General features: G+C 63.3%; 26 protein-coding genes and 1 pseudogene. 21 read left to right on the top strand and 6 right to left on the bottom strand.

Annotation, left to right across the window (positions count from 1 at the left end; all coding sequences use genetic code 11):
* Positions 1-66 precede the first annotated feature (66 nt).
* Entirely contained in the window at positions 67-636 is a 570-nt protein-coding gene (locus ACSR1C_RS00135) for a LabA-like NYN domain-containing protein (RefSeq protein WP_460257292.1), read from the bottom strand.
* Between the two features lie 124 nt (positions 637-760).
* Here ACSR1C_RS00135 and folK point away from each other — a divergent pair, with 124 nt between their 5' ends.
* From folK to ACSR1C_RS00075, 12 genes are all read left to right on the top strand, one after another.
* On the top strand, positions 761-1,348 hold the full coding sequence (gene folK, locus ACSR1C_RS00130) for a 2-amino-4-hydroxy-6-hydroxymethyldihydropteridine diphosphokinase (protein ID WP_460257291.1): 588 nt from the start codon (positions 761-763) through the stop codon (positions 1,346-1,348).
* Between the two features lie 89 nt (positions 1,349-1,437).
* A complete protein-coding gene (gene rpoZ, locus ACSR1C_RS00125) occupies positions 1,438-1,791 on the top strand; it encodes a DNA-directed RNA polymerase subunit omega (protein WP_460257290.1) in 354 nt (117 codons plus the stop codon).
* 34 nt (positions 1,792-1,825) lie between these two features.
* Positions 1,826-3,952, top strand: a complete 2,127-nt coding sequence (locus ACSR1C_RS00120; protein ID WP_460257289.1) for a RelA/SpoT family protein — start codon at positions 1,826-1,828, stop codon at positions 3,950-3,952.
* Between the two features lie 55 nt (positions 3,953-4,007).
* Positions 4,008-4,625 (top strand): DUF2062 domain-containing protein, encoded by a 618-nt coding sequence (locus tag ACSR1C_RS00115; protein WP_462596914.1) that lies wholly within the window; start codon positions 4,008-4,010, stop codon positions 4,623-4,625.
* A 29-nt stretch (positions 4,626-4,654) separates the two neighbouring features.
* Positions 4,655-5,419, top strand: coding sequence for a pyridoxine 5'-phosphate synthase (locus tag ACSR1C_RS00110; RefSeq protein WP_460257287.1), 765 nt, complete (start codon positions 4,655-4,657; stop codon positions 5,417-5,419).
* Positions 5,416-5,817: a holo-ACP synthase gene (acpS, locus tag ACSR1C_RS00105; protein WP_460257286.1), complete on the top strand. Its 402-nt coding sequence runs from the start codon at positions 5,416-5,418 to the stop codon at positions 5,815-5,817. Before ACSR1C_RS00110 ends, acpS begins: the two co-directional genes overlap by 4 nt.
* Positions 5,818-5,874: 57 nt before the next feature.
* Entirely contained in the window at positions 5,875-6,663 is a 789-nt protein-coding gene (lepB, locus tag ACSR1C_RS00100) for a signal peptidase I (RefSeq protein WP_460257285.1), read from the top strand.
* On the top strand, positions 6,660-7,349 hold the full coding sequence (gene rnc, locus ACSR1C_RS00095) for a ribonuclease III (RefSeq protein WP_460257284.1): 690 nt from the start codon (positions 6,660-6,662) through the stop codon (positions 7,347-7,349). The genes lepB and rnc overlap by 4 nt, the downstream gene beginning before the upstream one ends.
* Complete coding sequence (gene era / locus ACSR1C_RS00090) at positions 7,342-8,259, top strand: GTPase Era (RefSeq protein ID WP_460257283.1); 918 nt, start codon at positions 7,342-7,344, stop codon at positions 8,257-8,259. The genes rnc and era overlap by 8 nt, the downstream gene beginning before the upstream one ends.
* A complete protein-coding gene (locus tag ACSR1C_RS00085; protein ID WP_460257282.1) occupies positions 8,256-8,585 on the top strand; it encodes a DUF1491 family protein in 330 nt (109 codons plus the stop codon). Before era ends, ACSR1C_RS00085 begins: the two co-directional genes overlap by 4 nt.
* A 58-nt stretch (positions 8,586-8,643) precedes the next feature.
* Complete coding sequence (recO, locus tag ACSR1C_RS00080) at positions 8,644-9,369, top strand: DNA repair protein RecO (RefSeq protein WP_460257281.1); 726 nt, start codon at positions 8,644-8,646, stop codon at positions 9,367-9,369.
* A gap of 61 nt (positions 9,370-9,430) precedes the next feature.
* Positions 9,431-10,270: a transglutaminase domain-containing protein gene (locus ACSR1C_RS00075; protein ID WP_460257280.1), complete on the top strand. Its 840-nt coding sequence runs from the start codon at positions 9,431-9,433 to the stop codon at positions 10,268-10,270.
* Positions 10,271-10,299: 29 nt separating this feature from the next.
* On the opposite strand, the gene ACSR1C_RS00070 is transcribed toward ACSR1C_RS00075, so the two are convergent.
* The gene (locus ACSR1C_RS00070; RefSeq protein ID WP_460257279.1) at positions 10,300-11,961 is read right to left on the bottom strand and encodes an acyl-CoA dehydrogenase family protein; all 1,662 of its coding nucleotides are present in this window, start codon (positions 11,959-11,961) and stop codon (positions 10,300-10,302) included.
* Between the two features lie 165 nt (positions 11,962-12,126).
* On the opposite strand from ACSR1C_RS00070, the gene ACSR1C_RS00065 reads away from it, so the two are divergent.
* Entirely contained in the window at positions 12,127-12,897 is a 771-nt protein-coding gene (locus ACSR1C_RS00065) for a sulfite exporter TauE/SafE family protein (RefSeq protein ID WP_460257278.1), read from the top strand.
* Between the two features lie 11 nt (positions 12,898-12,908).
* Here ACSR1C_RS00065 and ACSR1C_RS00060 read toward each other — a convergent pair whose 3' ends face one another.
* Together ACSR1C_RS00060 and ACSR1C_RS00055 are read right to left on the bottom strand one after the other, a co-directional pair.
* Entirely contained in the window at positions 12,909-13,217 is a 309-nt protein-coding gene (locus tag ACSR1C_RS00060) for a c-type cytochrome (protein ID WP_460257277.1), read from the bottom strand.
* 140 nt (positions 13,218-13,357) lie between these two features.
* Positions 13,358-14,956, bottom strand: a complete 1,599-nt coding sequence (locus ACSR1C_RS00055) for a phosphoenolpyruvate carboxykinase (RefSeq protein ID WP_460257276.1) — start codon at positions 14,954-14,956, stop codon at positions 13,358-13,360.
* 345 nt (positions 14,957-15,301) lie between these two features.
* On the opposite strand from ACSR1C_RS00055, the gene ACSR1C_RS00050 reads away from it, so the two are divergent.
* Genes ACSR1C_RS00050 through ACSR1C_RS00020 form a run of 7 tightly spaced genes read left to right on the top strand, consistent with a single transcriptional unit; the run spans position 15,302 to position 20,687 of the window.
* Positions 15,302-16,003: a response regulator transcription factor gene (locus ACSR1C_RS00050; RefSeq protein ID WP_460257914.1), complete on the top strand. Its 702-nt coding sequence runs from the start codon at positions 15,302-15,304 to the stop codon at positions 16,001-16,003.
* 39 nt (positions 16,004-16,042) lie between these two features.
* Entirely contained in the window at positions 16,043-17,737 is a 1,695-nt protein-coding gene (locus ACSR1C_RS00045; RefSeq protein WP_460257275.1) for a sensor histidine kinase, read from the top strand.
* 19 nt (positions 17,738-17,756) lie between these two features.
* Entirely contained in the window at positions 17,757-18,173 is a 417-nt protein-coding gene (locus tag ACSR1C_RS00040; RefSeq protein ID WP_460257274.1) for an HPr kinase/phosphorylase, read from the top strand.
* Positions 18,170-19,099 carry an RNase adapter RapZ gene (gene rapZ, locus ACSR1C_RS00035; protein WP_460257273.1) on the top strand — a complete coding sequence of 310 codons (930 nt, stop codon included), beginning with the start codon at positions 18,170-18,172 and terminating at the stop codon, positions 19,097-19,099. Before ACSR1C_RS00040 ends, rapZ begins: the two co-directional genes overlap by 4 nt.
* On the top strand, positions 19,096-19,488 hold the full coding sequence (locus ACSR1C_RS00030) for a PTS sugar transporter subunit IIA (RefSeq protein WP_460257272.1): 393 nt from the start codon (positions 19,096-19,098) through the stop codon (positions 19,486-19,488). The genes rapZ and ACSR1C_RS00030 overlap by 4 nt, the downstream gene beginning before the upstream one ends.
* A 10-nt stretch (positions 19,489-19,498) precedes the next feature.
* Complete coding sequence (locus ACSR1C_RS00025; RefSeq protein ID WP_460257271.1) at positions 19,499-19,768, top strand: HPr family phosphocarrier protein; 270 nt, start codon at positions 19,499-19,501, stop codon at positions 19,766-19,768.
* A 28-nt stretch (positions 19,769-19,796) separates the two neighbouring features.
* On the top strand, positions 19,797-20,687 hold the full coding sequence (locus ACSR1C_RS00020; RefSeq protein WP_460257270.1) for a lysophospholipid acyltransferase family protein: 891 nt from the start codon (positions 19,797-19,799) through the stop codon (positions 20,685-20,687).
* A 33-nt stretch (positions 20,688-20,720) separates the two neighbouring features.
* On the opposite strand, the gene ACSR1C_RS00015 is transcribed toward ACSR1C_RS00020, so the two are convergent.
* On the bottom strand, positions 20,721-21,596 hold the full coding sequence (locus ACSR1C_RS00015) for a 3-hydroxybutyryl-CoA dehydrogenase (protein ID WP_460257269.1): 876 nt from the start codon (positions 21,594-21,596) through the stop codon (positions 20,721-20,723).
* A gap of 168 nt (positions 21,597-21,764) precedes the next feature.
* Between ACSR1C_RS00015 and ACSR1C_RS00010 the strand changes: the two genes are divergently transcribed.
* Positions 21,765-22,592, top strand: a complete 828-nt coding sequence (locus ACSR1C_RS00010; RefSeq protein ID WP_460257268.1) for a DUF6473 family protein — start codon at positions 21,765-21,767, stop codon at positions 22,590-22,592.
* Between the two features lie 54 nt (positions 22,593-22,646).
* Here the strand turns inward: ACSR1C_RS00010 and ACSR1C_RS00005 are convergent.
* Positions 22,647-22,763: pseudogene (locus ACSR1C_RS00005) on the bottom strand (electron transfer flavoprotein subunit alpha/FixB family protein); the annotation flags it as partial.

The following is a 22,763-nucleotide window of genomic DNA, read 5'->3' as shown; positions in this document are numbered from 1 at the left end:
GGCGCCAGCGTCCAGCCCGGCGCGCATCTGGGAAGGCCGGGGCCCGCAGGCCCCGGCTTGTTTGTCTTACTGCTCGGCGTATTCGACTTCGGGCTCCGCGCGCGGTTCGCGCGGGGGGCGGCCGATCACGTCCTTCAGCTCGTCCAGTTCGATGAAATTATCGGCCTGGCGGCGCAGTTCGTCGGCAATCATCGGCGGTTGGCTGCGGATCGTTGACACGACCGAGACGCGCACGCCATTGCGTTGCAGGCTTTCCACCAGCGGGCGGAAGTCGTCGTCGCCCGAGAACAGGACGATGTGATCCACATGCGGGGCCAGTTCCATGGCATCGACCGTCAGCTCGATATCCATGTTGCCTTTCACCTTCCGGCGGCCCTGGCTGTCGGTGTATTCCTTGGCGGGTTTGGTCACCATGGTAAAACCGTTATAGTGCAGCCAGTCCACCAGCGGGCGGATCGGGGAATAGTCGTCGTTTTCAAGCAGCGCTGTATAGTAGAAGGCCCGAAGAAGCTTGCCCCGTCGCATGAATTCCTGCCGAAGAAGCTTATAATCGATGTCGAACCCCAAGGCTTTTGCGGCCGCGTAAAGGTTCGAACCATCAATGAACAGCGCCAGCCGTTCGTCTCTGTAGAACATCTAATTTCCTTCCGGTAAAACGTTCCGCTGTCCGTGAGTGGTGGTGACGTGTCGTCGTGAGTGGTAGCGGTTACTAAATAACTTGGCGCGGAACGTGCCGAGTGGAATTAAGGGATGAACATTAATGCCGCAACCCTCGGATTGTCACGATGCTGATACATTGGTGCTGGTTGCGCTGGGAAGTAACGTAACGTCACACCATGGATCGCCGCCCGAGACATTACTCGCGGCCCTGTCCGCGCTGGAAGACGAATCGTTGCGGGTGGTGGCGCGCAGCCGATTATATGCCACGCCCTGCTTTCCGCCAGGGGCCGGGCCTGACTTTGTGAATGGCGCGGCGCTGCTGGCCACCACGCTGGATCCTCAGGCACTGCTGGACAGGATGCATGCCGTAGAGCGCGCCTTCGGTCGCGAGCGGCGGGTGCGCTGGAGCAGCCGGACACTGGATCTGGACCTGCTGGATTTCGGTGGTCGGGTGCTGCCCGACGTCGACACGTTTTCGCGCTGGTGCGACCTGCCGGTCGAGGCGCAGCAACAGCAGGCGCCCGAGCAGTTGATCCTGCCGCATCCGCGCCTGCAGGACCGCGCCTTCGTGCTGGTGCCGCTGGCCGATGTGGCCCCGGACTGGCGCCATCCGGTGTTCGGGCGCAGCGTTGCGGAAATGCTGGCCGCCCTGCCGGAGGAGGAGAAAGCGGCGATCCGACCGATATGAGTGCGCGCCCATAGGATTCTGCCCTTGTCAAGGCCTGCGCGACTCAATAGATAGGGCTCTCTACCCTCCCAGTTGGATTGGAGTACCCCATGGCCCGCGTGACGGTCGAAGATTGCGTTGACAAGGTTCCGAACCGGTTTGAGCTGGTGATGCTCGCCGCACATCGTGCGCGTGAAATCGCGGCTGGCGGCCCGCTGACCGTGGATCGCGACAACGACAAGAACCCCGTCGTCGCCCTGCGCGAAATCGCCGAGGAAACCCAGTCGGCCGACGATCTGCGCGAACGCATGATCGAAAGCAACCAGACCCAGATCGAAGTCGACGAACCCGAAGAGGATTCGATGGCGCTTTTGATGGGCGGCGAGGCTGACAAGCCGGCGGATGACGATCTGTCCGAAGAAAAACTGCTGCGCGCCCTGATGGAAGCGCAGGGGCAGAAATAAGGGCGCTGATGCCCAGCCATTGGATGCGGACCGGATGCCGAAGATCGACGTCGAAGACCTGATCTCTCTGGTCCGCAACTATAACCCCCGGACGAACGAGGCCCAGTTGCGCCGCGCCTATGATTACGGCGAGCGCATGCATGAAGGACAGTTCCGTCAGTCGGGCGATTCCTATTTCAGCCATCCCGTCGCCGTCGCCGCGATCCTGACGGAAATGCGGCTGGACGATGCCACGATCATCACAGCCCTGCTGCATGACACGATCGAGGATACCAAATCCACCTATGCCGAAGTGGCCGAACTGTTTGGCGAGGATGTCGCCGAACTGGTGGATGGCGTCACCAAGCTGACCAATCTGCAATTGTCGTCGTCCGAAACCAAGCAGGCCGAAAACTTCCGCAAGCTGTTCATGGCGATGTCCAAGGATCTGCGGGTGATTCTGGTCAAGCTGGCCGACAGGCTGCACAACATGCGCACGATCAAGTCGATGCGCCCCGAAAAGCAGGCCCAGAAAGCGCGCGAGACGATGGATATCTATGCGCCGCTGGCCGGCCGCATGGGCATGCAGTGGATGCGCGAAGAGCTGGAGGATCTGGCCTTTCGGGTGCTCAACCCCGAGGGGCGCAATTCGATCATCCGCCGTTTCATCACGCTGCAGCGCGAAACCGGCGATGTGATCCACAAGATCACCCAGGACATCCGCACCGAGCTGGAAGAGGCGGGGATCGAGGCCGATGTGTTCGGCCGCGCCAAGAAACCCTATGCGATCTGGCGCAAGATGCAGGAAAAGAACCAGGGCTTTTCCCGCCTGTCCGACATTTACGGCTTTCGGGTCATCACCCGGAACGAGCCCGATTGCTATCGCGTTCTGGGGGCGATCCACCGGCGCTGGCGCGCGGTGCCGGGACGGTTCAAGGATTACATCAGCCAGCCCAAGTCGAACGGCTATCGCTCGATCCACACAACGGTGTCGGGCCGCGACGGCAAGCGGGTCGAGATGCAGATCCGCACCCGCCAGATGCACGAGGTGGCCGAGGCCGGGGTGGCCGCGCACTGGTCCTATCGCGACGGGGTACGTGCCGAGAACCCCTTTGCCGTCGATCCGGCGAAATGGCTGATCGCACTGACCGAACGTTTCGCCAATGCCGAGGATCACGACGAGTTCCTCGAAAACGTGAAGCTGGAAATGTATTCCGACCAGGTGTTCTGCTTCACGCCCAAGGGCGATGTGGTGAAGCTGCCCAAGGGGGCGACGCCGCTGGATTACGCCTATTCGATCCATACCCGGATCGGCGACAGCTGTGTGGGCGCCAAGGTTGACAACATCCGTGTGCCGCTTTGGACCCGGCTGAAGAACGGCCAGTCGGTCGAGATCATCACCGCCGAGGGGCAGCGCCCCCAGGCCACATGGATCGACATCGTCGTGACCGGCCGCGCCAAGGCCGCGATCCGGCGCAGCCTGCGCGAGGAAGACCGCGAGCGGTTCATCAAGCTGGGCCGCGAACTGGCCCGCGTCGCGTTCGAGAATGCCGGCAAGAAGGCGACCGACAAGGCGCTGAAAACCGCCGCGCGCAGCCTGGGGCTGGACGATGCCAAAGAGGTACTCGCCCGGCTTGGCAGTGCCGAGTTGCGGGCGCAGGAGGTGGTCGGCGCGATCTATCCCGATCTGGTCCGCGACACCGGCGACGAGATCGCCGCGGACCGCGCCGTTGTCGGCCTGTCGGCGGGGCAGCATTTCTCGATCTCGCCGTGCTGTCAGCCGGTTCCGGGCGAGCGTATCGTCGGCATCACCTATCGCGGCCGCGGTGTCGTGGTCCATGCGATCGACTGCCCGGCCCTGGCCGAATACGAGGATCAGCCCGAACGCTGGGTCGATCTGCGCTGGCAGTCGGGCAAGCATCCCGCCGCCCATACGGTCACGCTGAATATCACGATCCGCAACGATGCGGGCGTTCTTGGCCGCATATGCACCTTGATCGGAGAGCAGAAGGCCAATATCTCCGATATGCACTTCGCGGATCGAAAACCGGATTTCTATCGCTTGCTGATTGACGCGGATCTTCGCGATGCAGAGCACCTGCACACGGTCATGACGGCCCTGGAGGCCGAAAACGATGTGGCCGCCATCGAACGCTACAGGGATGCCTCGCGCAAACCCTGAACCGCCGGAAGGAACCCTTGGCTTGGTATTCAAGCGCCGCGATAAACGCCCGGTAATGCAGATCGCGAAGGAGTTCGTATATCCACGCGGTGGCTGGCAGCGCGCGTTCTATTACATGCGCCACCGGGTGCGCCGCCTGCCCGACAGCCCCGAACGGATCGCGCGCGGGATTTTCGCCGGCGTGTTCACCAGCTTTACCCCGTTCTTCGGCTTTCACTTCGTGATTGCGGCGATCGTGGCGCGGATCATCAACGGCAATCTTCTGGCCGCGCTGACCGGCACCTTCATCGGCAATCCGCTGACCTATATCCCGATCGGCGTGATCTGCCTGAAGATCGGGCATTTCCTGATGGGGTCGCGGTTTGACGAGAATGTGGATACCTCGTTGGTGAACAAGTTCCTGGGCGCCGCCGACGATCTTCTGGAAAATTTTCTGGCGCTGTTCACCTCGGCCGAAGCGAACTGGGCCAATCTGGCGCAATTCTATCACGAGGTCTTTCTGCCCTATCTGGTCGGCGGCATCGTTCCGGGTCTGATCGCCGGTCTGATCGCGTACTATCTGAGCGTGCCGGTGATCACGGCCTATCAGAAGCACCGCCGGGGCCGTATCAGGAAAAAGCTTCAGGAGCTGCGCGAAAAGGCGGCCGCCAAGCAGACCGATGAAACGGCCTGAACGGCACGATGAAAGGGAAGGACAGGGACATGACTGAAATGCCTGCGACATCGCTGGGTCTGCTGCGGCTTGGTGTGAATATCGACCATGTGGCCACAGTGCGCAACGCGCGCGGCAGTGCCTATCCCGACCCGGTTCGGGCGGCAAAACTGGCCGAAGCGGCGGGGGCCGACGGCATCACCGCGCATCTGCGCGAGGATCGGCGCCACATTTCGGACGCCGATATCGAGGGGCTGATGGCGGCACTGACCCTGCCGCTGAACTTCGAGATGGCCGCGACCGACGAGATGCAGAAAATCGCCCTGCGCCACAAACCGCACGCGGTCTGCATCGTGCCCGAAAAGCGCGAAGAGCGCACCACCGAGGGCGGGCTGGACGTGGCGCGCGACGAAAACCGGCTGGCGCATTTCATCGCGCCACTGGCCGAAGCGGGCTGCCGGGTGTCGATCTTTATCGCCGCCGACGCGACCCAGGTCGAATCCGCCGCCCGCATTGGCGCCGCGGTGATTGAACTGCACACCGGCGCCTATTGCGATTTCCACGCCGAGGGTAAGCTGGCCGAGCGTGACGCCGAACTGGCGCGCCTGCGCGACATGGCCGCCTATGCCCATGCGCTGGGGCTTGAGGTGCACGCCGGTCACGGGCTGACCTACGACACCGTGCAGCCCATCGCGGTCCTGCCGCAGGTGATGGAGCTGAACATCGGCCATTTCCTGATCGGCGAGGCGATCTTTCGCGGGCTCGACCCCGCGATCCGCGAAATGCGCCGCCTGATGGACGAGGCGCGCGTGTGATCCTGGGCATCGGCACCGACCTGGCCAATATCGACCGGATCGCCGGTACGCTGGACCGGTTCGGTGACCGGTTCCGCAACCGTGTCTTCACCGAGACCGAGCAGCGCAAGGCCGATGGCCGCGCCGATACCGCCGGCACCTATGCCAAGCGCTGGGCCGCCAAAGAGGCGTGCTCCAAGGCGCTGGGCACCGGGTTGCGCATGGGCATCGCCTGGCGCGACATGGCGGTGTCGAATGTTGATACCGGCCAGCCGGTGATGCATGTCACCGGCTGGGCCGCCGCGCGGCTGGCGCAGATGACCCCGCCCGCGCATGAGGCCGTCATTCACGTCACTTTGACCGACGATCACCCTTGGGCGCAGGCCTTCGTGGTGATCGAGGCCCGACCGCTGACTTGACTCCCCCCCGGCGCCCGCTCATGAAGCGGGCAGCGTTCAAACAGGCAGGACAGTTTTATGGCGAGCAAGGAAAAACCGGACGGCGGGATCGTCGAAACGATCAAGACGGTGGTCTATGCCCTGCTGATCGCGGGCGCGTTCCGCACCCTGCTGTTTCAGCCGTTCTGGATCCCGTCGGGGTCGATGAAAGACACACTGCTGGTCGGGGACTTCCTGTTCGTCAACAAGATGGCCTATGGCTATTCGCGCTATTCCTGCCCGTTCGGCCTGTGCCCGGTCAACGGCCGGCTGTTTGCGTCAGAGCCCGAGCGCGGCGATGTGGTGGTGTTCCGCCACCCGGCCAACGGTTCGGATTTCATCAAGCGGTTGGTCGGCCTGCCGGGCGACACGGTACAGATGAAGGACGGTGTGTTGTTCCTGAACGGCGTGGCGGTGAAGATGGACGCGGCCGGTACCTTTACCGAGCCGTTTCAGAAACAGGGGCCGGTCGGCTATTATCCGCGCTGTTCCAACAGCCCGGTGGGCGAAGGCGGCACCTGTGAAAAGGAACGCTTTATCGAAACCCTGCCCAACGGCGTGTCGCATGACGTGCTGAACGTCAGCAATAACGGGTTTGCGGACAATACCGAGGTGTTCGCCGTTCCCGAGGGGCATTACTTTTTCATGGGCGACAACCGCGACAACAGCCAGGACAGCCGGTATTCGGTGATCAGTGGCGGTGTCGGCTATCTGCCCGCCGAATATCTGATCGGCCGGGCCGACCGGATCATGTTCTCTTCCGCCGGGCGCTCGCTGTTCTATATCTGGACCTGGCGGCCGGATCGTTTCTTCAAGGCGATCGAGTGAAGCTGTCGGCAGAGATGAAGACCTTTTCGGCGCGGCTGGGCCATCACTTTGCCCGGCCCGAACTGCTGCTGCGCGCGGTCACGCATCCGTCGATCTCGTCGGCCACACGGCCCGACAACCAGCGGCTGGAATTTCTGGGTGACCGGGTGCTGGGGCTGGTGATGGCCGAGGCGGTGCTGGCCGCCGATGCGCAGGCCGCCGAGGGGCGGCTGGCGCCGCGCTTCAATGCGCTGGTGCGCAAGGAAACCTGCGCGGATGTAGCCCGGGAGATTGATTTGGGCGCGGTGCTGAAGCTGGGCCGGTCCGAGATGATGTCGGGCGGACGGCGCAAGCAGGCGTTGCTGGGTGACGCGATGGAGGCGGTGATCGCCGCCGTCTATCTGGATGCCGGGTTCATCGCCGCGCGCGATGTGGTATTGCGGCTGTGGGGCGACCGGATCGCCAAGGTCGATGCCGATGCGCGCGACGCCAAGACCGCGTTGCAGGAATGGGCCCAGGCCCGTGGCCAGCAACCGCCAAGCTATGAAGAGATTGCGCGCGAAGGCCCCGACCACGCGCCGGAATTCACCATCGCCGCCCGCCTGCAAAGCGGCGAAGAGGCCCGCGCCAGGGCCGGGTCCAAGCGTCAGGCCGAACAGGCCGCCGCGCAGACCTTGTTGGACAGATTGGAGGCCGGACATGGCTGAGACCACACGCGCGGGCTTTGTCGCCCTGATCGGCGAGCCGAATGCCGGAAAATCCACCCTGCTCAACCGCATGGTGGGGGCCAAGGTGTCGATCGTCACCCACAAGGTGCAGACCACCCGCGCCCGGATTCGCGGGATCTGTATGGAGGGCGACGCGCAGATCGTGTTCGTCGACACGCCCGGCCTGTTCCGCCCGCGCCGGCGGCTGGACCGCGCCATGGTGGCGGCGGCCTGGGGTGGTGCGGCGGATGCCGATATCATCGTGTTGCTGGTCGAGGCGCATCGCGGCGTCACCGAAGGTGTCGAGGCGGTTCTGGAGGCCCTGCGCGAGCGGGTGCATGAGGGTCAGGTCGTGGCACTGGCGATCAACAAGATCGACCGGGTGAAGGCCGAGGTGCTGCTGGCGCTGTCGGAAAAGCTGAACGCGGCCTATCCCTTTGCCCGCACTTTCATGATTTCCGCCGAGCGCGGGTATGGGGTGGACGATCTGCGCGAATGGCTGGCGGCCGAACTGCCCGAGGGGCCGTGGCTGTACCCCGAGGATCAGATCGCCGATCTGCCGATGCGGATGATCGCCGCCGAGATAACCCGCGAAAAGCTGACCCTGCGCCTGCATCAGGAATTGCCCTATCAGTTGACCGTCGAGACCGAAAACTGGGAAGAGCGCGACGATGGTTCGGCCCGGATCGATCAGGTGGTCTATGTCATGCGCGACGGTCACAAGGGGATCGTGCTGGGCAACAAGGGCGAGACGATCAAGGCGGTCGGCCAGGCCGCCCGCGCCGAGCTGGAGGAATTCCTGGGCCGCAAGGTGCATCTGTTCCTGCAGGTCAAGGTGCGGCCGAACTGGCTGGAGGAATCCGAGCGCTATTCCGAAATGGGGCTGGATTTCAAAGACGGCAATACATGACGCGGCTGACGGCCGAATTCTGGGTTCAGGCCTATCTGACCCGGCTTCGGCTGGCCGATATTCCGGCCTTCGTCACATCGCGTGGCGATGCCACCGCGGGTGCGGTTCTGGTCAAGCTGAACACGCTGGACGGGCAGGCGCGGGCGTTTCAACGGTCTTTCGATCTGATGACGGGTGAGCGCAAATGGGTGGTTCTGGCCGACGGGGATGAGGTTGCGGTAGACGCCTCGATCGCGCGGCAACGTGGCTTTGATCCCGATTTGTGGGTGATCGAGGTCGAGGACCGCCAGAGGCGGCATTTACTGGACGAACCGGGACTTTCATGACTTTCTGGCCTCCGGCGGGAGTATTTTCGCCGAGAAGAAACAGGAGTGCGACAGCCGGATGGAGTGGCGCGATCAGGGGGCATTGCTGAGCGTTCGGCGGCACGGCGAAAGCGCGGCCATCATTGAGGTATTTACCGCCGGGCACGGGCGCCACGCGGGTGTGGTGCGCGGCGGGGCAGGCCGCAAGCTTGCGCCGATCCTGCAACCCGGCGCGCAGCTTGACGTGACCTGGCGCGCGCGGCTGGATGCGCATATCGGCAGCTACACGGTGGAACCGCTGCAATCGCGGGCGGGCGTGTTGGGCGACCGGCTGGCGCTGGCGGGGCTGAATGCGGTCACGGCGCTGTTGGCCTTTTCCCTGCCCGAGCGCGAGCCGCATCCGGCGCTTTATGCCCGTTCGGTGACGATGCTGGACCTGCTGGGGCATGCCGATGCCTGGCCGCTGGCCTATCTGCGCTGGGAGATGGCGCTGTTGGAAGATATGGGCTTTGGTCTGGAACTGACGCGCTGCGCGGTGACCGGCAGCCGCGACGATCTGGTCTATGTGTCGCCGAAATCGGGCCGGGCCGTCAGTGCCAAAGGGGCCGGGGACTGGGCCGACCGGCTGTTGCCCCTGCCGCAATGCCTGTTGGGGCAGGGGCCGGTGCGCAGCGAAGACATTGGCGAGGGGCTGCGCACCACGGGCCATTTCCTGCACGCCTGGCTGGCGCCCGCGCTGGGTGACAGGCCGCTGCCCGAGGCGCGAACGCGGCTGATCGATCTGCTGGCCCGGGCGGCGGGCTGATCTGTCGCGCCAGTGTCACGAGGTGGCGGTTATCTGATGGGGTGGTGCATAGGGGCTGAGCATGGCGATTATCCTTGAGGTTACGGTTGCCGAGGCGGGTGCGGGGCGTCTGTTCGCGCCGATCGGTCTGATGACGCCGCATCTGCGGCCGGAGGCTTTCGTGATGGAAGGGGCCGGATATTTTCTGGCGACGGAGGCGCAGACCGGCCAGTGGGTTGCGGTGCTGGAGGGCGTGACCGGCCCGGTGCGATTCTGCACCAGTTTTGCGCCGGGGCGCGCGGCCTATCCCGACGCGCTTTTCGTGCACCGCCCCAACCGGTTCACTGAGGCGGCGGAGGCTTTGGTTGGCGCCGCGCGTGCCACCGCACAGGCCGCTGGCGGCGGGCAGGCCGGGCTGCAGGCCATCGTCAACGATGTGGCGGCGCAGTTTTTCTATGGTCACCCCGAGCAACGGTTCTCTGACGGTGAAGACAGCATTCCGGCGCTGTGCGGGCCGACCGAAGGCTCTTGTGTTGACATCAACGCCTATCTGATCGCATCGCTGCGCGCGGCGGGGTACGAGGCGGGCTATGTCACCGGCTACTTCTTTCCCGAGGAAAAGCGCGGGCGCTGCGAGGATTCGCATTGCTGGGTGGTCACCCGGTATGATGGCGTAGTGCAGGAGTGGGATATCGCGCATCATTTGAAAATGGGCACGCGCAAGATTGCGCCGGGGCTGAACCCGAAGCCCGGTGTGCGGGTGCCGATGGCGCATTCGATGGGGCTGGATATTCCGACGCTGGGGCTGACGGGGCTGAAGTTGTTGTCGCAGCCGATGCGGCTGGAGGCCGATGGCCGGGCGCATTGGGCCGAGGTCGAGATTACGCTCAGGGGCTATGACGCGCTTGCCGCGCTTGGTTGAACGGGCCCCGAAGGGCCCGCCAGCGGGGCCTAGCCCAGAACGCGCCGTGCGATCACCTGGGCCTGAATTTCGGCGGCACCCTCAAAAATGTTCAGGATCCGCGCGTCGCACAGGATGCGGCTGATCTGATATTCCAGCGCGAAACCGTTGCCGCCGTGGATTTGCAGCGCGTTGTCGGCGCAGGCCCAGGCCACGCGGGCGCCCAGCAGCTTGGCCATGCCGGCCTCCAGGTCGCAGCGCTTGTCGTGATCCTTTTGCCAGGCGGAGTGGTAGGTGAGCTGGCGCGCCACCATGATTTCCACCGCCATCATCGCCAGCTTGCCGGACACGCGGGGGAAGGCGATCAGCGATTTGCCGAACTGCTTGCGGTCGATGGCGTATTGCATGCCGACCTCGAGCGCGTTCTGCGCCACGCCGATGGCGCGGGCGGCGGTCTGGATGCGGGCGCTTTCGAAGGTTTGCATCAGTTGTTTGAAGCCCTGCCCCTCGACCCCGCCCAGCAGGTTCTCGGCCTTGACCTTGAACCCGTCGAAGCCGAGTTCGTATTCCTTCATGCCGCGATAGCCCAGCACCTCGATCTCGCCGCCGGTCATGCCGGGGGTGGGGAAGGGGTCGACATCGGTGCCCGGCGTCTTTTCGGCCAGGAACATCGACAGGCCCTTGTAGTTGTCGGTTGCCGGATCGGTGCGCGCCAGCAGCGTCATCACATGGGTGCGCGCGGCATGGGTGATCCAGGTCTTGTTGCCGGTCACCACGTATTCGTCGCCTTCCTTGACCGCGCGGGTGCGCAGGCTGCCAAGGTCGGAGCCGGTGTTGGGTTCGGTAAAGACGGCGGTGGGCAGGATTTCACCGCTGGCCAGTTTCGGCAGCCACTGTTCCTTTTGCCCGTCGGTGCCGCCGCACAGGATCAGCTCTGCCGCGATTTCGGAGCGGGTGCCAAGGCTGCCGACACCGATATAGCCGCGCGACAGTTCCTCTGACACCACCACCATCGAGGCCTTGGACAGGCCGAAGCCACCGAACTCCTCAGGGATGGTCAGGCCGAAGACGCCCAACTCGGCCAGTTCCTCGATGATGTCCATCGGGATCAGTTCATCCTTGAGGTGCCAGTCATGGGCGTTCGGCGCCACACGTTCATCCGCGAAGCGGCGGAACTGTTCGCGGATCATTTCCAGTTCTTCGTCCAGTCCCGAGGCGCCAAAGGTGGCGTGGCCGGTATTGTCCTGCATCAGCGCAACAAGGCGGGTGCGCGCGGCGGCGCTGTTGCCGCCGGCCATCAGTGTGGCGACCTGGGGCGTGCCGGCCAGCGTGGCGGTCAGCCCGAGATCGGACAGGCGCGCGATCTCGCCCTGGCTCATGGGGATGCCGCCCTGGATCTGGTTCAGATATTCACCGAAGGCGATTTGCAGGATCAGTTGTTCCATCTCGCCGAACTTGCCGTCGTCGTGCAGACGGGTGGCCCAGGCCTGCATCTGGCGCAGGGCTTCGGCATAGGTGGCGAGCCAGGCCAGCGCATGGGCGGAAAACTGGCGTTGCTCCAGCGCGGGGCCCGAGACGCGGCCATCGACCGAAACATCGGCGCGGAGCTGTTCGGTTGCCTTGGCAAGCAGGATTTCGACCGGGGCAATCGCCGCGCCGGTCAGTGCCAGAAGGTCTGGCAGCAGGGCGGTTTCGCTGTCGCTTTGAGGCATGAAATGGCTCCTTTTCTCGCAGTCCCGAAGGGAATAGGTGTTTTGCGGGCGCAGCGCAATAATTGCTAAGGCAACTAAGTTCATGCTGCGCTGCTTTCGGTGCTTTGTGCAGCGCTGCGCAAGAAATGGCAAGATAAAGTGGTAAAAACAAAAGAAGGTTACCCGATGGATTCCCTGATTTTCGGCATCTCCCCCCTGTTCTTCGTCCTTGCGGCGGCGGTGGCGCTGTTTGCGGGCTTCGTGAAGGGCGTTGTGGGTTTTGCGATGCCGATGATCATGATCTCGTGTTTTTCGATATTTCTGCCCGCCCCGACCGCGCTGGCGGCGCTGATCCTGGCAACGGTGCTGACCAACGTGGCACAGGCCTTTCGCCAGGGTCCGGCGGCGGCCTTTGCTTCGGTGCGCACATACTGGCGGCTGATCGCGATGGTGATGCTGTTCATCTTCGTCAGCGCGCCGCTGGTCACGGTGCTGCCACCTTGGGCGCTGTATCTGCTGCTGGGCGTGCCGATCCTTGCCTTCGCCCTGTCGCAGATCCTGGGCAAGCAGTTGCTGTTGCACGCGACCCACCGCAACCGGGCCGAACTGCTGATGGGCGCGGTCGGCGGGTTCTTTGGCGGGATTTCGGGGGTCTGGGGGCCGCCGGTGGTGGCCTATCTGTTGTCCTTCAACACCGAAAAGGCCGAAATGGTGCGGGTGCAGGGGGTGGTGTTCCTGATCGGCAGCGTGGTTTTGCTGGGCTCGCATCTGACTTCGGGCGTGCTGAACGCGCAGACGCTGCCGCTGTCGGCGGCCTTGGTCGCACCGGCGGCGCTGGGTATGTGGCTGGGCTTTCAGGTGCAGGACCGTCTGGACCCGGCAAAGTTCCGCAAGGCCACGCTGATCATTCTGGCGGTGGCAGCGGCGAACCTGATCCGCAAGGGGCTGATGGGATAACGTGAGCCGCCCTAATCCCTGATCGTTTCACCCAGATGGGCCAGATAGGCCACCACCGCATCCAGCTCGGCCTTGCTCAGGTCGATTTCGGGCATGTCGTCGGATCCTTTGATCGCCCACGCCACCAGATGGCGCGGCGCGGCGCGAATGTCGCTGCCGGTATCCCCCGCTGCATCGTGCCCGTGGCAGGCGGCGCAGGACTCCTCGAACACTACCTGGCCCTGTGCCTGTATCGGGGCAAGCGGTTCGGCACACAGGCCCGGCGCTCCGGCGATGACGGCAAGGGCGCAAAGGGCAAGAAACCCGCGAGGTGTCATCATGATCGTGCTTTCGCATAGGGACGTCGCATTCAGCCGATTGGTACACCCCGTTTCTTGAACGTTTCGTGACCGTCACGGCAAAACGCCCCGACCGATTGGCCGGGGCGTCTGTGTAACGATGTCTCAAGATAAGGTGGGGCTTAGCCGATCGCGGCCGCCTTCACGTCATCGTCGATATAGGGCAGGTATTGCGCGAAGTTTTCGGCGAACATCTTCACCAGCTTCTGCGCCTGCGCGTCATATTCTTCGTTCACGCTCCAGGTCTTGCGCGGATCCAGCAGAACCTCGGCCACGCCGTTGACATGGACCGGAACCTCGAAGCCGAAATTCGGGTCCTTGCGGAACTCGGCATCATGCAGCGAACCGTCGAGTGCGGCGTGCAGCAGCAACCGCGTGTCGCGGATCGGCATCCGCGAGCCGGCGCCATAGGCACCGCCGGTCCAGCCGGTGTTCACCAGCCAGCAGGTCGCGCCGTGCTTGGCGATCTTTTCGCGCAGCAGGTTGCCATAGGCCTCGGGGCGGCGCGGCATGAAGGGCGCGCCAAAGCAGGTCGAAAAGGTCGGCTCGGGCTCGGTCACGCCCTTTTCGGTGCCTGCCACCTTGGAGGTGAAGCCGGACAGGAAGTGATACATCGCCTGCGCCGGGCTCAGCCGTGCGATCGGGGGCAGCACGCCGAACGCATCGCAGGTCAGCATGATGATGTTCTTGGGGTGCCCGCCCATCGAGGTTTCCGAGGCGTTCGAGATATAGTGTAGCGGATAGGCGCAGCGCATGTTCGCGGTCAGGCTGTCATCCTCGAAATCCAGTTCTTTGGTTTCGGGGTCGAACACCATGTTCTCGATCACGGTCGCGAACTTGGTGGTTGTGGCATAGATTTCCGGCTCGGCCTCGGGGTTCAGGCTGATGGTCTTGGCATAGCAGCCACCCTCGAAGTTGAAGGTGCCCTTTTCCGACCAGCCATGTTCGTCATCGCCGATCAGCGTGCGTTCGGGGTCGGCCGACAGCGTGGTCTTGCCGGTGCCCGACAGGCCGAAGAAGATCGCCGCATCCACCGGGTTGTCGATGGCGTGGTTGGCCGAGCAGTGCATCGCCATCACGCCCTTGCCGGGCAGGATGTAGTTCAGCAGGGTAAAGACCGATTTCTTGTTTTCACCGGCATATTCGGTGCCGCCGATCAGGATCAGCTTTTTGTCGAAGTTCAGCGCGACGACAGTGGACGACCGGCACCCGTGTTTTTCGGGGTCGGCAAGGAAGCTGGGGCAGTTGATGATGGTGAATTCCGGCGCGAAGCTGTCCAGCTCCTGGCGCGCGGGGCGGCGCAGCATGTGGCGGATGAACAGGCCATGCCATGCAAGTTCGGTCACCATCCGCACGTCCAGCCGGTGTTCGGGGTCGGCGCCGCCGAACAGATCCTGCACGAAATAATCGCGGCCCTTCATGTGTTCCAGCATGTCGGTGTGCAGCTGATCGAATGCCGCGGGGGTCATCGGCTTGTTGTTTTCCCACCAGATGGTGTGCTCGACCGCCGGGGTGCGGACCACGAACTTATCCTTGGGCGAGCGGCCGGTATGCTCGCCGGTACTGACCAGAAAGGCGCCGCCATTGCCCAGCGTCCCCTCGTCACGCTTCAGGGCCGCCTCGACCAGGGCGGGCTCCATGAGATTGTAATAGACTTGGCCCAGCCCGGTGATGCCCTGATCTTCCAGTCGCTGATTGGGGTTTACCCGTCCAGTTGACATATGCTCGCTCCTGAAGTCGCCCGCCGCGTGGCGGTTCGAGTTGATCCTCCCGGCGGTACGCATTTCCGCCGACCCGCGCGGTTCGGGGCGGGTGAGCCCCTATATCATGTCGTTTTCAACAGGGAACAGGCTGTGGGCAACAGGTTAGCGCAAACCAAGCCAAGGTTAGCGCAACCGTGGCGACGATGTGATGCAAATTAGCAATGTGTCACCTTTTTTCAGCTTGAGTAGGACCAATACCGAGGGGTGATTCGCAGTTAAGAGTTGATTCTATGGGGCGAAACAGGAAAAATGTGGCAAAAAGCAGGCATTGAGCAGAACAAGCAAAATAAAGGGAAAACCCAAATGTCTAGGATTGCGCTCGTTGACGACGACAGGAACATCCTGACTTCTGTTTCCATGACCCTTGAGGCAGAGGGGTTCGAGGTGGAAACCTATAACGACGGGCAGTCGGCCCTGGATGCGTTCAACAAACGCCTTCCCGACATGGCCGTTTTCGATATCAAGATGCCCCGGATGGACGGCATGGACCTGTTGCAGCGTGTGCGGCAGAAAACTAACATGCCGGTGATCTTCCTGACCTCCAAGGACGATGAGATCGACGAGGTACTTGGCCTGCGCATGGGGGCCGACGATTATGTGAAAAAGCCGTTCTCGCAGCGGCTGCTGGTCGAACGCATTCGCGCGCTTCTGCGCCGGCAGGAGGTGATCGCGGCGGATGACGGCGTCGTGCCGGAAGATTCCAAGGTCATGACACGTGGCGAGTTGTCGATGGATCCGCTGCGTCATGCTGTGATCTGGAAAGGGAACGACGTATCCCTGACGGTCACAGAGTTTCTGTTGTTGCAGGCGCTGGCCCAACGCCCCGGTTTCGTCAAGAGCCGTGACCAGTTGATGGACGTCGCCTATGACGATCAGGTTTATGTGGACGATCGCACGATTGATAGTCACATCAAGAGGTTGCGCAAGAAAATGCGTCAATCCGATCCGGACTTCTCGGCGATCGAGACGCTGTACGGGATCGGGTATCGCTACAACGAAGAATGAAGAACACAGTGACGTAAGGCCCGTATCCCGGGGGGGCATGTGCGCGATACCAGAACATCAAGCGATGGCTTCGTCCTTTTAGGCGAGGATTGGGTGACGCCTGCACAGGGTGACGCCGAAATCAGTGCGCGCCGCCGCAAGCGCGGATTCATATTGCCCAACCGATCGCCGCTGGCGCGCAAGATCGTCACGTTCAACCTTTTGGGGCTGATCGTCCTTGTTGCGGGTCTTTTGTACCTGAATCCGGGTCGCGACAGCCTGGTGCATCAGCGCGAGCTTGCGTTCATCACCCAGGCGGAGCTGATCGCCGATGTGTTCGAGGCGCAACTGCCCCGCAGCGGGCCGGTCAGTTTGATCGCGGGCGACGGGATTGACCCGGTGGAAACGCTGGCCGGTCTGGATCTTGCCGAAGGGCCCGAGGTGTTCCTGTTTGACACGGCCGACACGCTTATCGCCTCGACCGAGGGGATGGGGCGGCGGGTTGCCCCCCTGTCCGGGCGCGACCGGGGCGCGACCGTGATCACCGATTTCCTGAACCTGCTATGGGATGGAATGTCGGCTGCGGTCAACCGCGGCGCGGGCCAGGGGGCCGCGTTCAATCCGTCGGACATGGCGCGCGCGCTGACCCCAGTGGCGCGAAATGGCGCGACCGTGGCGCAGACCGGGGCGGATGCGGATGGCAATACCATCGTGTCCGTCGCCACGCCCATCATGCGTGGCGGTCAGGTGCTGGGCGTGGTCGCACTGACCTCGGCTGCCGGAGAGATCGACGAACTGGTCCGCACGGAGCGCGAGCAGGTGTTGCAGATGTTCCTGGTCGCAAGTCTGGTGTCGGTCGGTCTGTCGCTGCTGCTGGCCAATACCATTGCCAACCCGCTGTCCGATCTTGCCGCCGCTGCGGAAATCGGGCGCGACAAGAGTTCGCGCAAATTCAGCCCCAGTCGGGTGCGCATCCCTGATTTGACGGCGCGGCCCGACGAGATCGGCCGCCTGTCAGGGGCGCTGCGGGGGATGCTGGCCGCGCTCTATGATCGGATTGACGCGAACGAACAATTCGCCGCCGATGTCGCGCATGAGATCAAGAACCCGCTGGCCTCGCTGCGGTCTGCCGTGGGGACGCTGCGGATGACCAAGCGCGACGACCATCGCATCAAGCTGCTGGAGGTGATCGAGCATGACGTGCGCCGGCTGGACCGGCTGGTCAGCGATATTTCCAACGCCTCGCGGCTGGACAGCGAGTTGGTGAAGGAGGAAGAGGAAAACTTCAACCTTCTGAAACTGCTGGAAAACCTTGCGGATCATCTGGGGACGCAAGCGCGTGAGAACGGCGTCGACTTCATTGCCGACCTTCCGGCGGATCCGATCATCGTGCACGGGCTTGAGGGGCGGCTTGCTCAGGTCTTTGTCAATCTCATCACCAACGCGCTGTCCTTCTGCGAAGAGGGCGACGCGGTGCGCATCTGGGCCCGCCGGCGCGAGAACCGGGTGCTTGTGGTGGTCGAGGATACCGGCCCCGGCATTCCCGAACAGGCCCTGAACAAGATCTTCAACCGGTTCTATTCCGAACGGCCCCCGGGCCAGTTCGGTGATCATTCGGGCCTGGGGCTGGCGATCTCCAAACAGATCGTCGAGGCGCATGGCGGCGTTATCTGGGCCGAAAACATCCGCCCCACCGATGCCGATATCACCTCTGATCCGCTGGGCGCGCGTTTCGTCGTCGGCCTGCCGGTCTGAGGCGGTGTGCGGTGCTGCGATGACCAGCATCCTGCATGCCAGCTGCGTGGCGTTGTCGGGCCGCGGTGTGCTGATCCTTGGGGCGTCGGGCACGGGAAAATCGGCGCTGGCGCTGGATCTGATGGCGCGGGGGGCGGCGTTGGTCGCAGATGATCGCACCTGCCTGACGTCGCGCGACGGGGGCCTGATCGCATCCGCCCCGGCGCCGATCCGGGGCATGATCGAGGCGCGCGGCGTGGGTCTTCTGGCGGCCGAAACCTGCGGCGCGGCGCCGGTGGTGCTGGCCATCGACATGAACCGGATCGAGGACGAGCGCTTGCCGCCCCGCCGCGACACCACGATCCTAGGTTGTCGGCTCGACCTGCTTCACAAAGTCGAGCATACGCATTTCCCGGCGGCGATTGTGCAATATCTCAAGGGCGGGAGGTGCGCATGACCAACCTTGGCACATCTGGGCCGGAACGCGCGCCGGGCCATCGGCTGGTGCTGGTCACCGGGCCATCGGGTGCCGGGCGTTCGACCGCGCTGAACGCGCTTGAGGATCTGGGTTACGAGGCGATCGACAACTTGCCGCTGTCGCTGATCCCGCGTCTGCTGGACGGCCCGCCATCCGGCCCGCCGTTGGCTCTGGGCGTGGATACCCGCAATCGGGACTTCTCGGCCGAGGCGCTGGCCGACCTGATCGGACAGCTGCGCGCCGATCTGCGCGCCCAGACCGAGGTTCTGTATCTGGACTGTTCGGCCGAGGTGCTGTTGCGCCGGTTTTCCGAAACCCGCCGGCGCCACCCGATGGCCCCCGCCGAAAGCCCGGTCGAGGGCGTCGCGCGCGAGCTGGATCTGCTGGCGCCGGTCCGCGCGCTGGCGGATGTGCTGATCGATACGTCTGAGTTGACGCCGCACAATCTGCGCGCCGAGCTGACCCAGTGGTTCGGGCAGGAAGACGGCCAGCGGCTGGCGGTCTCTGTCCATTCGTTTTCCTATAAGCGCGGGATGCCGCGCGGGGTGGATATGGTGTTCGACTGCCGCTTTTTGCGCAATCCGTATTGGGAGCCCACGCTGCGCGGGCTGAATGGCCTGTCCGCCGACGTGGCCGCCTATGTGACCGCCGATCCGCGTTTCCAGCCGTTCTTCGACAAGGTGCTGGATCTGACCCAATTGCTGCTGCCCGCCTATATCGACGAGGGCAAGTCGCATTTCTCGATCGCGTTCGGGTGTACCGGAGGGCAACACCGTTCTGTCACAATGGCTGAAAAACTGTCCGACACGCTTGCGAAGAGCGGTTGGCGGGTGTCTAAAAGGCATCGGGAACTTGAACGGCAGGCAGAGGCCGGCGCCAGTACGCAGACGGGGAAAACCGCTTGATCGGGATCGTGATCGTAGCGCATGGGGGATTGGCCAGGGAATACTTGGCGGCGATCGAGCATGTCGTTGGCAAGCAAAGCGGCATCCGCGCCATTTCCATCGAGCCAGAGCATGACCGCGCGCGCAAGCAGGCCGAAATTCAGGCCGCCGCCGACGAGGTGGATGATGGCTCGGGCGTGGTGGTGGTGACCGATATGTTCGGCGGCTCGCCGTCCAATCTCAGCCTGCGGGCCTGCGACAGATCCGACCGCAAGATCCTGTATGGGGCCAACCTTCCGATGCTGATCAAGCTGGCCAAGTCGCGGCGGATGAGTGTGGATGATGCCGTGGCCTGCGCGGCCACGGCCGGGCGCAAATATATCAACAGTTTTGACGGTCACGCAGGTTAAGATAATAAGAATGACACCCCGGCGGTTCGATATCATCAATGAAAAGGGTCTGCATGCGCGGGCCTCGGCGAAATTCGTGGAAACGGTAGAGGCGCACGACGCCCGTGCCGAGGTCAGCCGCGATGGGCTGAGTGCCGCCGGCGATTCCATCATGGGGCTTTTGATGTTGGCAGCTTCCAAAGGAACCTCTATTGAGGTCGAAACCAGCGGGCCGGAGGCGTCGGCCCTGATGGATGCCCTCGCGGCGCTCGTTGCCGGCAAGTTCGGCGAAGATTTCTGAGACCGGACGACAGGGAGAACGGGATCCCTTGGTAGAAAGCTATCAGCATAAGCGGATTGCGGCTGGGCCAGGTTCGTCTGGCGGAGGGCCGCAGAACGTAAAGCATTACGATAAGCGGCGCCTGTCCTATGCCAACACGTTCACCAACCCGTGGAAGGCCAATACCATCCGCCTGATGGAATGGTTGACCGGCAAACTGACCCTGCTGCACCGGATTCGCCGGTTTGAAGCCAAGGGCGCGCCGTTTGGGCAGGCCTTCTGGCAGCAGGCGCTTGACGTGATGGGGATTTCGGTCGAGACCCCCGCCGCACAGATCGCCCGCATCCCCGCCGACGGCCCGCTGATCGTTGTCGCCAACCATCCGCACGGGTTGGTTGACGGAATGGTTCTGGCCGAACTGGTGGGGCGGGCGCGCACCGATTACAAGATCCTCACCCGATCCCTGCTGACCGGGGTCGAGGAAGTGGATCAGTTCATGATCCCGGTGCCGTTCGCGCATGAGGACGACGCGCAGAAGAAAAGCCTGGAAATGCGAAAAGCCGCGATGGATCACCTGACCGGCGGCGGCGCGATCATCCTGTTTCCCGCAGGCGTGGTCGCAGCATCCGAGACCATGTTCGGCCCGGCGATCGAGGCCGAGTGGAACCCGTTCACCGCGAAGATGATCCAGCGGTCCGGCGCCCGGGTCGTGCCGGTCTTTTTTCCCGGCCACAATTCGCGCTGGTATCAGATCGCCAACCGCCTGTCGCCGACGCTGCGCCAGGGGTTGCTGATCTATGAGGTCGTGCATGCGCTGAACCGGCCGCAGGCCCCGGTGGTGGGACATATGATCGAGCGGCCGGAGATCGAGGAATGGGCCGGCAACCCGCGTGGCTTCGTCACCTGGCTACGCGACCGCACGCTGTCGCTGAAAGGCTGACAGGGCACCGCAACTTTTCGCGAAAGTACTGTATCAGCGCGTCGGTACCGGCACGTCGCCGCGATAATCGTAGAATCCGCGCTGCGTCTTGCGGCCCAGCCACCCGGCCTCGACATATTTCGTCAGCAGCGGGCAGGGCCGGTATTTGGTGTCGGCCAGCCCGTCATGCAGCACGTTCATGATGGCAAGGCAGGTATCCAACCCGATGAAATCGGCCAGTTCCAGCGGCCCCATCGGGTGGTTCGCGCCCAGCTTCAACGATTCGTCGATGGATTTGACCGACCCCACCCCTTCGTACAGGGTATAGACCGCTTCGTTGATCATCGGCATCAGGATGCGATTGACGATGAAGGCGGGAAAATCCTCGGCCGAGGCGGCGGTCTTGCCCAGGCTTTCGACCACTTTCAGGCAGGCCGTATAGGTCGGCTCGTCCGTGGCGATCCCGCGGATCAACTCGACCAGTTGCATTACCGGCACCGGGTTCATGAAATGGAATCCCATGAACTTTTCCGGCCGGTCGGTGCGCGAGGCCAGCCGGGTGATCGAAATCGACGAGGTGTTCGAGGTCAGGATCGTGTTGGGCTTCAGATGCGGCAGCAAATCCTCGAAAATCGCGACTTTCACGGTTTCCCGCTCGGTCGCGGCCTCGATCACAAGGTCGGTTGCCCCCAGATCGGGCAATTTCATCGTGGTCTTGATGCGGGCCAGCGTATCGGCCTTGGTTTCGGCGGTGATCTTTTCGCGCGCGACCTGGCGCTCCAGGTTCTTGTCGATCAGCGCGACCGCCCTTGTCAGGCTCTCTTCCGATATGTCGTTAAGCAGCACTTCATAGCCCGCCAGTGCGAACACATGGGCAATGCCGTTGCCCATCTGGCCCGCGCCGACAACTCCGACCGTCTTGATGTCCATGGAAGATCCCTCAGCGTCTGTCGGGCCGACCTTATGCCCCCGCCAGCCGTTGGCGCAAGCCCGAAGGTCCCGCACAATTCGCTTCAAATCCGCGATTTAGCGGTTTCGAAACGTCCCGCGCCGCATCCTTGAAACGGGTGAGTCGAAACAAGATGAGTGGGTGGAAAGATGTATGAGCATCTGGGCCTTGGGGCCCTTGACTATGCGCCGTGTCATTACGGCACGTCGAAGCTGGTGTTCCGGGGGCCGAAACGCCGTCTGGCCGGGGCCTATTGCGCGATGATCGGCGGGACGGAAACCTATGGCAGATATGTCGAAACCCCCTTTCCGGCCCTGGTGGAAGAGCGCACCGGGCGCAAGGTGATCAATCTGGGCTGCGTCAATGCCGGGCTGGATGTGTTCGCCCGCGACAGCGCGGTTCAGGGGATTTGCGATGCGGCGCAGGTGACGGTGGTTCAGACGCTGGGCGCGCAGAACATGTCGAATCGGTTCTATGTTGTGCACCCGCGCCGGAACGACCGCTTCGTGCGGGCCTCGGGTCTGATGAAGTCGATGTTCCGCGAGGTCGATTTTACCGAGTTCCATTTTACCCGGCACATGCTGACCAGCCTGCAAGTGATCGGGCCGGAGCGGTTCGCGCTTGTGGTCGAGGAATTGAAAGAGGCCTGGGTCGCGCGGATGCGCTTTCTGGCAGAGCGTATCCGCGGCAAACGTGTGTTGCTGCATATCGCCGATCACCGGAATGCTGGGCCGCGTGCCGAACGGGGGCTGGGTCCCGAGCCGCTGTTCGTTGACGACGACATGCTGGCCGAGGTTGAACCGGCCTTCAGCCAGACGGTAAAGGTGCGCCCCAGCCACGATGCGGTGGCGCTGCGGACCGAGGGGATGGCCTTTACCACGCTCGAACGGCACGCGGCCGAGGCGGTGCCGGGCCCCGCCGTTCACCGCGAGGTTGCCGATGCCCTGGCCCCGGTGATCGACCGGCTGATGGGCTGAACGAAAAAGGCCCGCCTGATCGGCGGGCCTTCGGATCGGTCTGGAAAGATCGCCCTACAGCTTTTCGATCAGTTCCGGGACGGCCTTGAACAGATCGGCGACCAGGCCGTAATCGGCGACCTGGAAGATCGGGGCCTCTTCGTCCTTGTTGATCGCGACGATCACCTTGCT

The sequence above is a fragment of the Actibacterium sp. D185-2 genome (assembly GCF_054954595.1).
Note: the sequence above shows the minus strand (reverse complement) of the source record. Positions and strands in the feature narration are given on the sequence as shown.

What these genes read in the sequence shown, in the direction of transcription:
- ACSR1C_RS00040 (WP_460257274.1), top strand. Translation starts at nt 17,757, where the DNA reads ATGACCAGCATCCTGCATGCCAGCTGCGTGGCGTTGTCGGGCCGCGGT.
- ACSR1C_RS00110 (WP_460257287.1), top strand. Translation starts at nt 4,655, where the DNA reads ATGACTGAAATGCCTGCGACATCGCTGGGTCTGCTGCGGCTTGGTGTG.
- ACSR1C_RS00060 (WP_460257277.1), bottom strand. Translation starts at nt 13,217, where the DNA reads ATGATGACACCTCGCGGGTTTCTTGCCCTTTGCGCCCTTGCCGTCATC.
- lepB (WP_460257285.1), top strand. Translation starts at nt 5,875, where the DNA reads ATGGCGAGCAAGGAAAAACCGGACGGCGGGATCGTCGAAACGATCAAG.
- ACSR1C_RS00085 (WP_460257282.1), top strand. Translation starts at nt 8,256, where the DNA reads ATGACGCGGCTGACGGCCGAATTCTGGGTTCAGGCCTATCTGACCCGG.
- rapZ (WP_460257273.1), top strand. Translation starts at nt 18,170, where the DNA reads ATGACCAACCTTGGCACATCTGGGCCGGAACGCGCGCCGGGCCATCGG.
- rpoZ (WP_460257290.1), top strand. Translation starts at nt 1,438, where the DNA reads ATGGCCCGCGTGACGGTCGAAGATTGCGTTGACAAGGTTCCGAACCGG.
- ACSR1C_RS00115 (WP_462596914.1), top strand. Translation starts at nt 4,008, where the DNA reads ATGCAGATCGCGAAGGAGTTCGTATATCCACGCGGTGGCTGGCAGCGC.
- era (WP_460257283.1), top strand. Translation starts at nt 7,342, where the DNA reads ATGGCTGAGACCACACGCGCGGGCTTTGTCGCCCTGATCGGCGAGCCG.
- ACSR1C_RS00135 (WP_460257292.1), bottom strand. Translation starts at nt 636, where the DNA reads ATGTTCTACAGAGACGAACGGCTGGCGCTGTTCATTGATGGTTCGAAC.
- ACSR1C_RS00055 (WP_460257276.1), bottom strand. Translation starts at nt 14,956, where the DNA reads ATGTCAACTGGACGGGTAAACCCCAATCAGCGACTGGAAGATCAGGGC.
- ACSR1C_RS00025 (WP_460257271.1), top strand. Translation starts at nt 19,499, where the DNA reads ATGACACCCCGGCGGTTCGATATCATCAATGAAAAGGGTCTGCATGCG.
- ACSR1C_RS00120 (WP_460257289.1), top strand. Translation starts at nt 1,826, where the DNA reads ATGCCGAAGATCGACGTCGAAGACCTGATCTCTCTGGTCCGCAACTAT.
- ACSR1C_RS00065 (WP_460257278.1), top strand. Translation starts at nt 12,127, where the DNA reads ATGGATTCCCTGATTTTCGGCATCTCCCCCCTGTTCTTCGTCCTTGCG.
- recO (WP_460257281.1), top strand. Translation starts at nt 8,644, where the DNA reads ATGGAGTGGCGCGATCAGGGGGCATTGCTGAGCGTTCGGCGGCACGGC.
- ACSR1C_RS00015 (WP_460257269.1), bottom strand. Translation starts at nt 21,596, where the DNA reads ATGGACATCAAGACGGTCGGAGTTGTCGGCGCGGGCCAGATGGGCAAC.
- ACSR1C_RS00010 (WP_460257268.1), top strand. Translation starts at nt 21,765, where the DNA reads ATGTATGAGCATCTGGGCCTTGGGGCCCTTGACTATGCGCCGTGTCAT.
- ACSR1C_RS00075 (WP_460257280.1), top strand. Translation starts at nt 9,431, where the DNA reads ATGGCGATTATCCTTGAGGTTACGGTTGCCGAGGCGGGTGCGGGGCGT.
- ACSR1C_RS00070 (WP_460257279.1), bottom strand. Translation starts at nt 11,961, where the DNA reads ATGCCTCAAAGCGACAGCGAAACCGCCCTGCTGCCAGACCTTCTGGCA.
- folK (WP_460257291.1), top strand. Translation starts at nt 761, where the DNA reads ATGCCGCAACCCTCGGATTGTCACGATGCTGATACATTGGTGCTGGTT.
- ACSR1C_RS00050 (WP_460257914.1), top strand. Translation starts at nt 15,302, where the DNA reads ATGTCTAGGATTGCGCTCGTTGACGACGACAGGAACATCCTGACTTCT.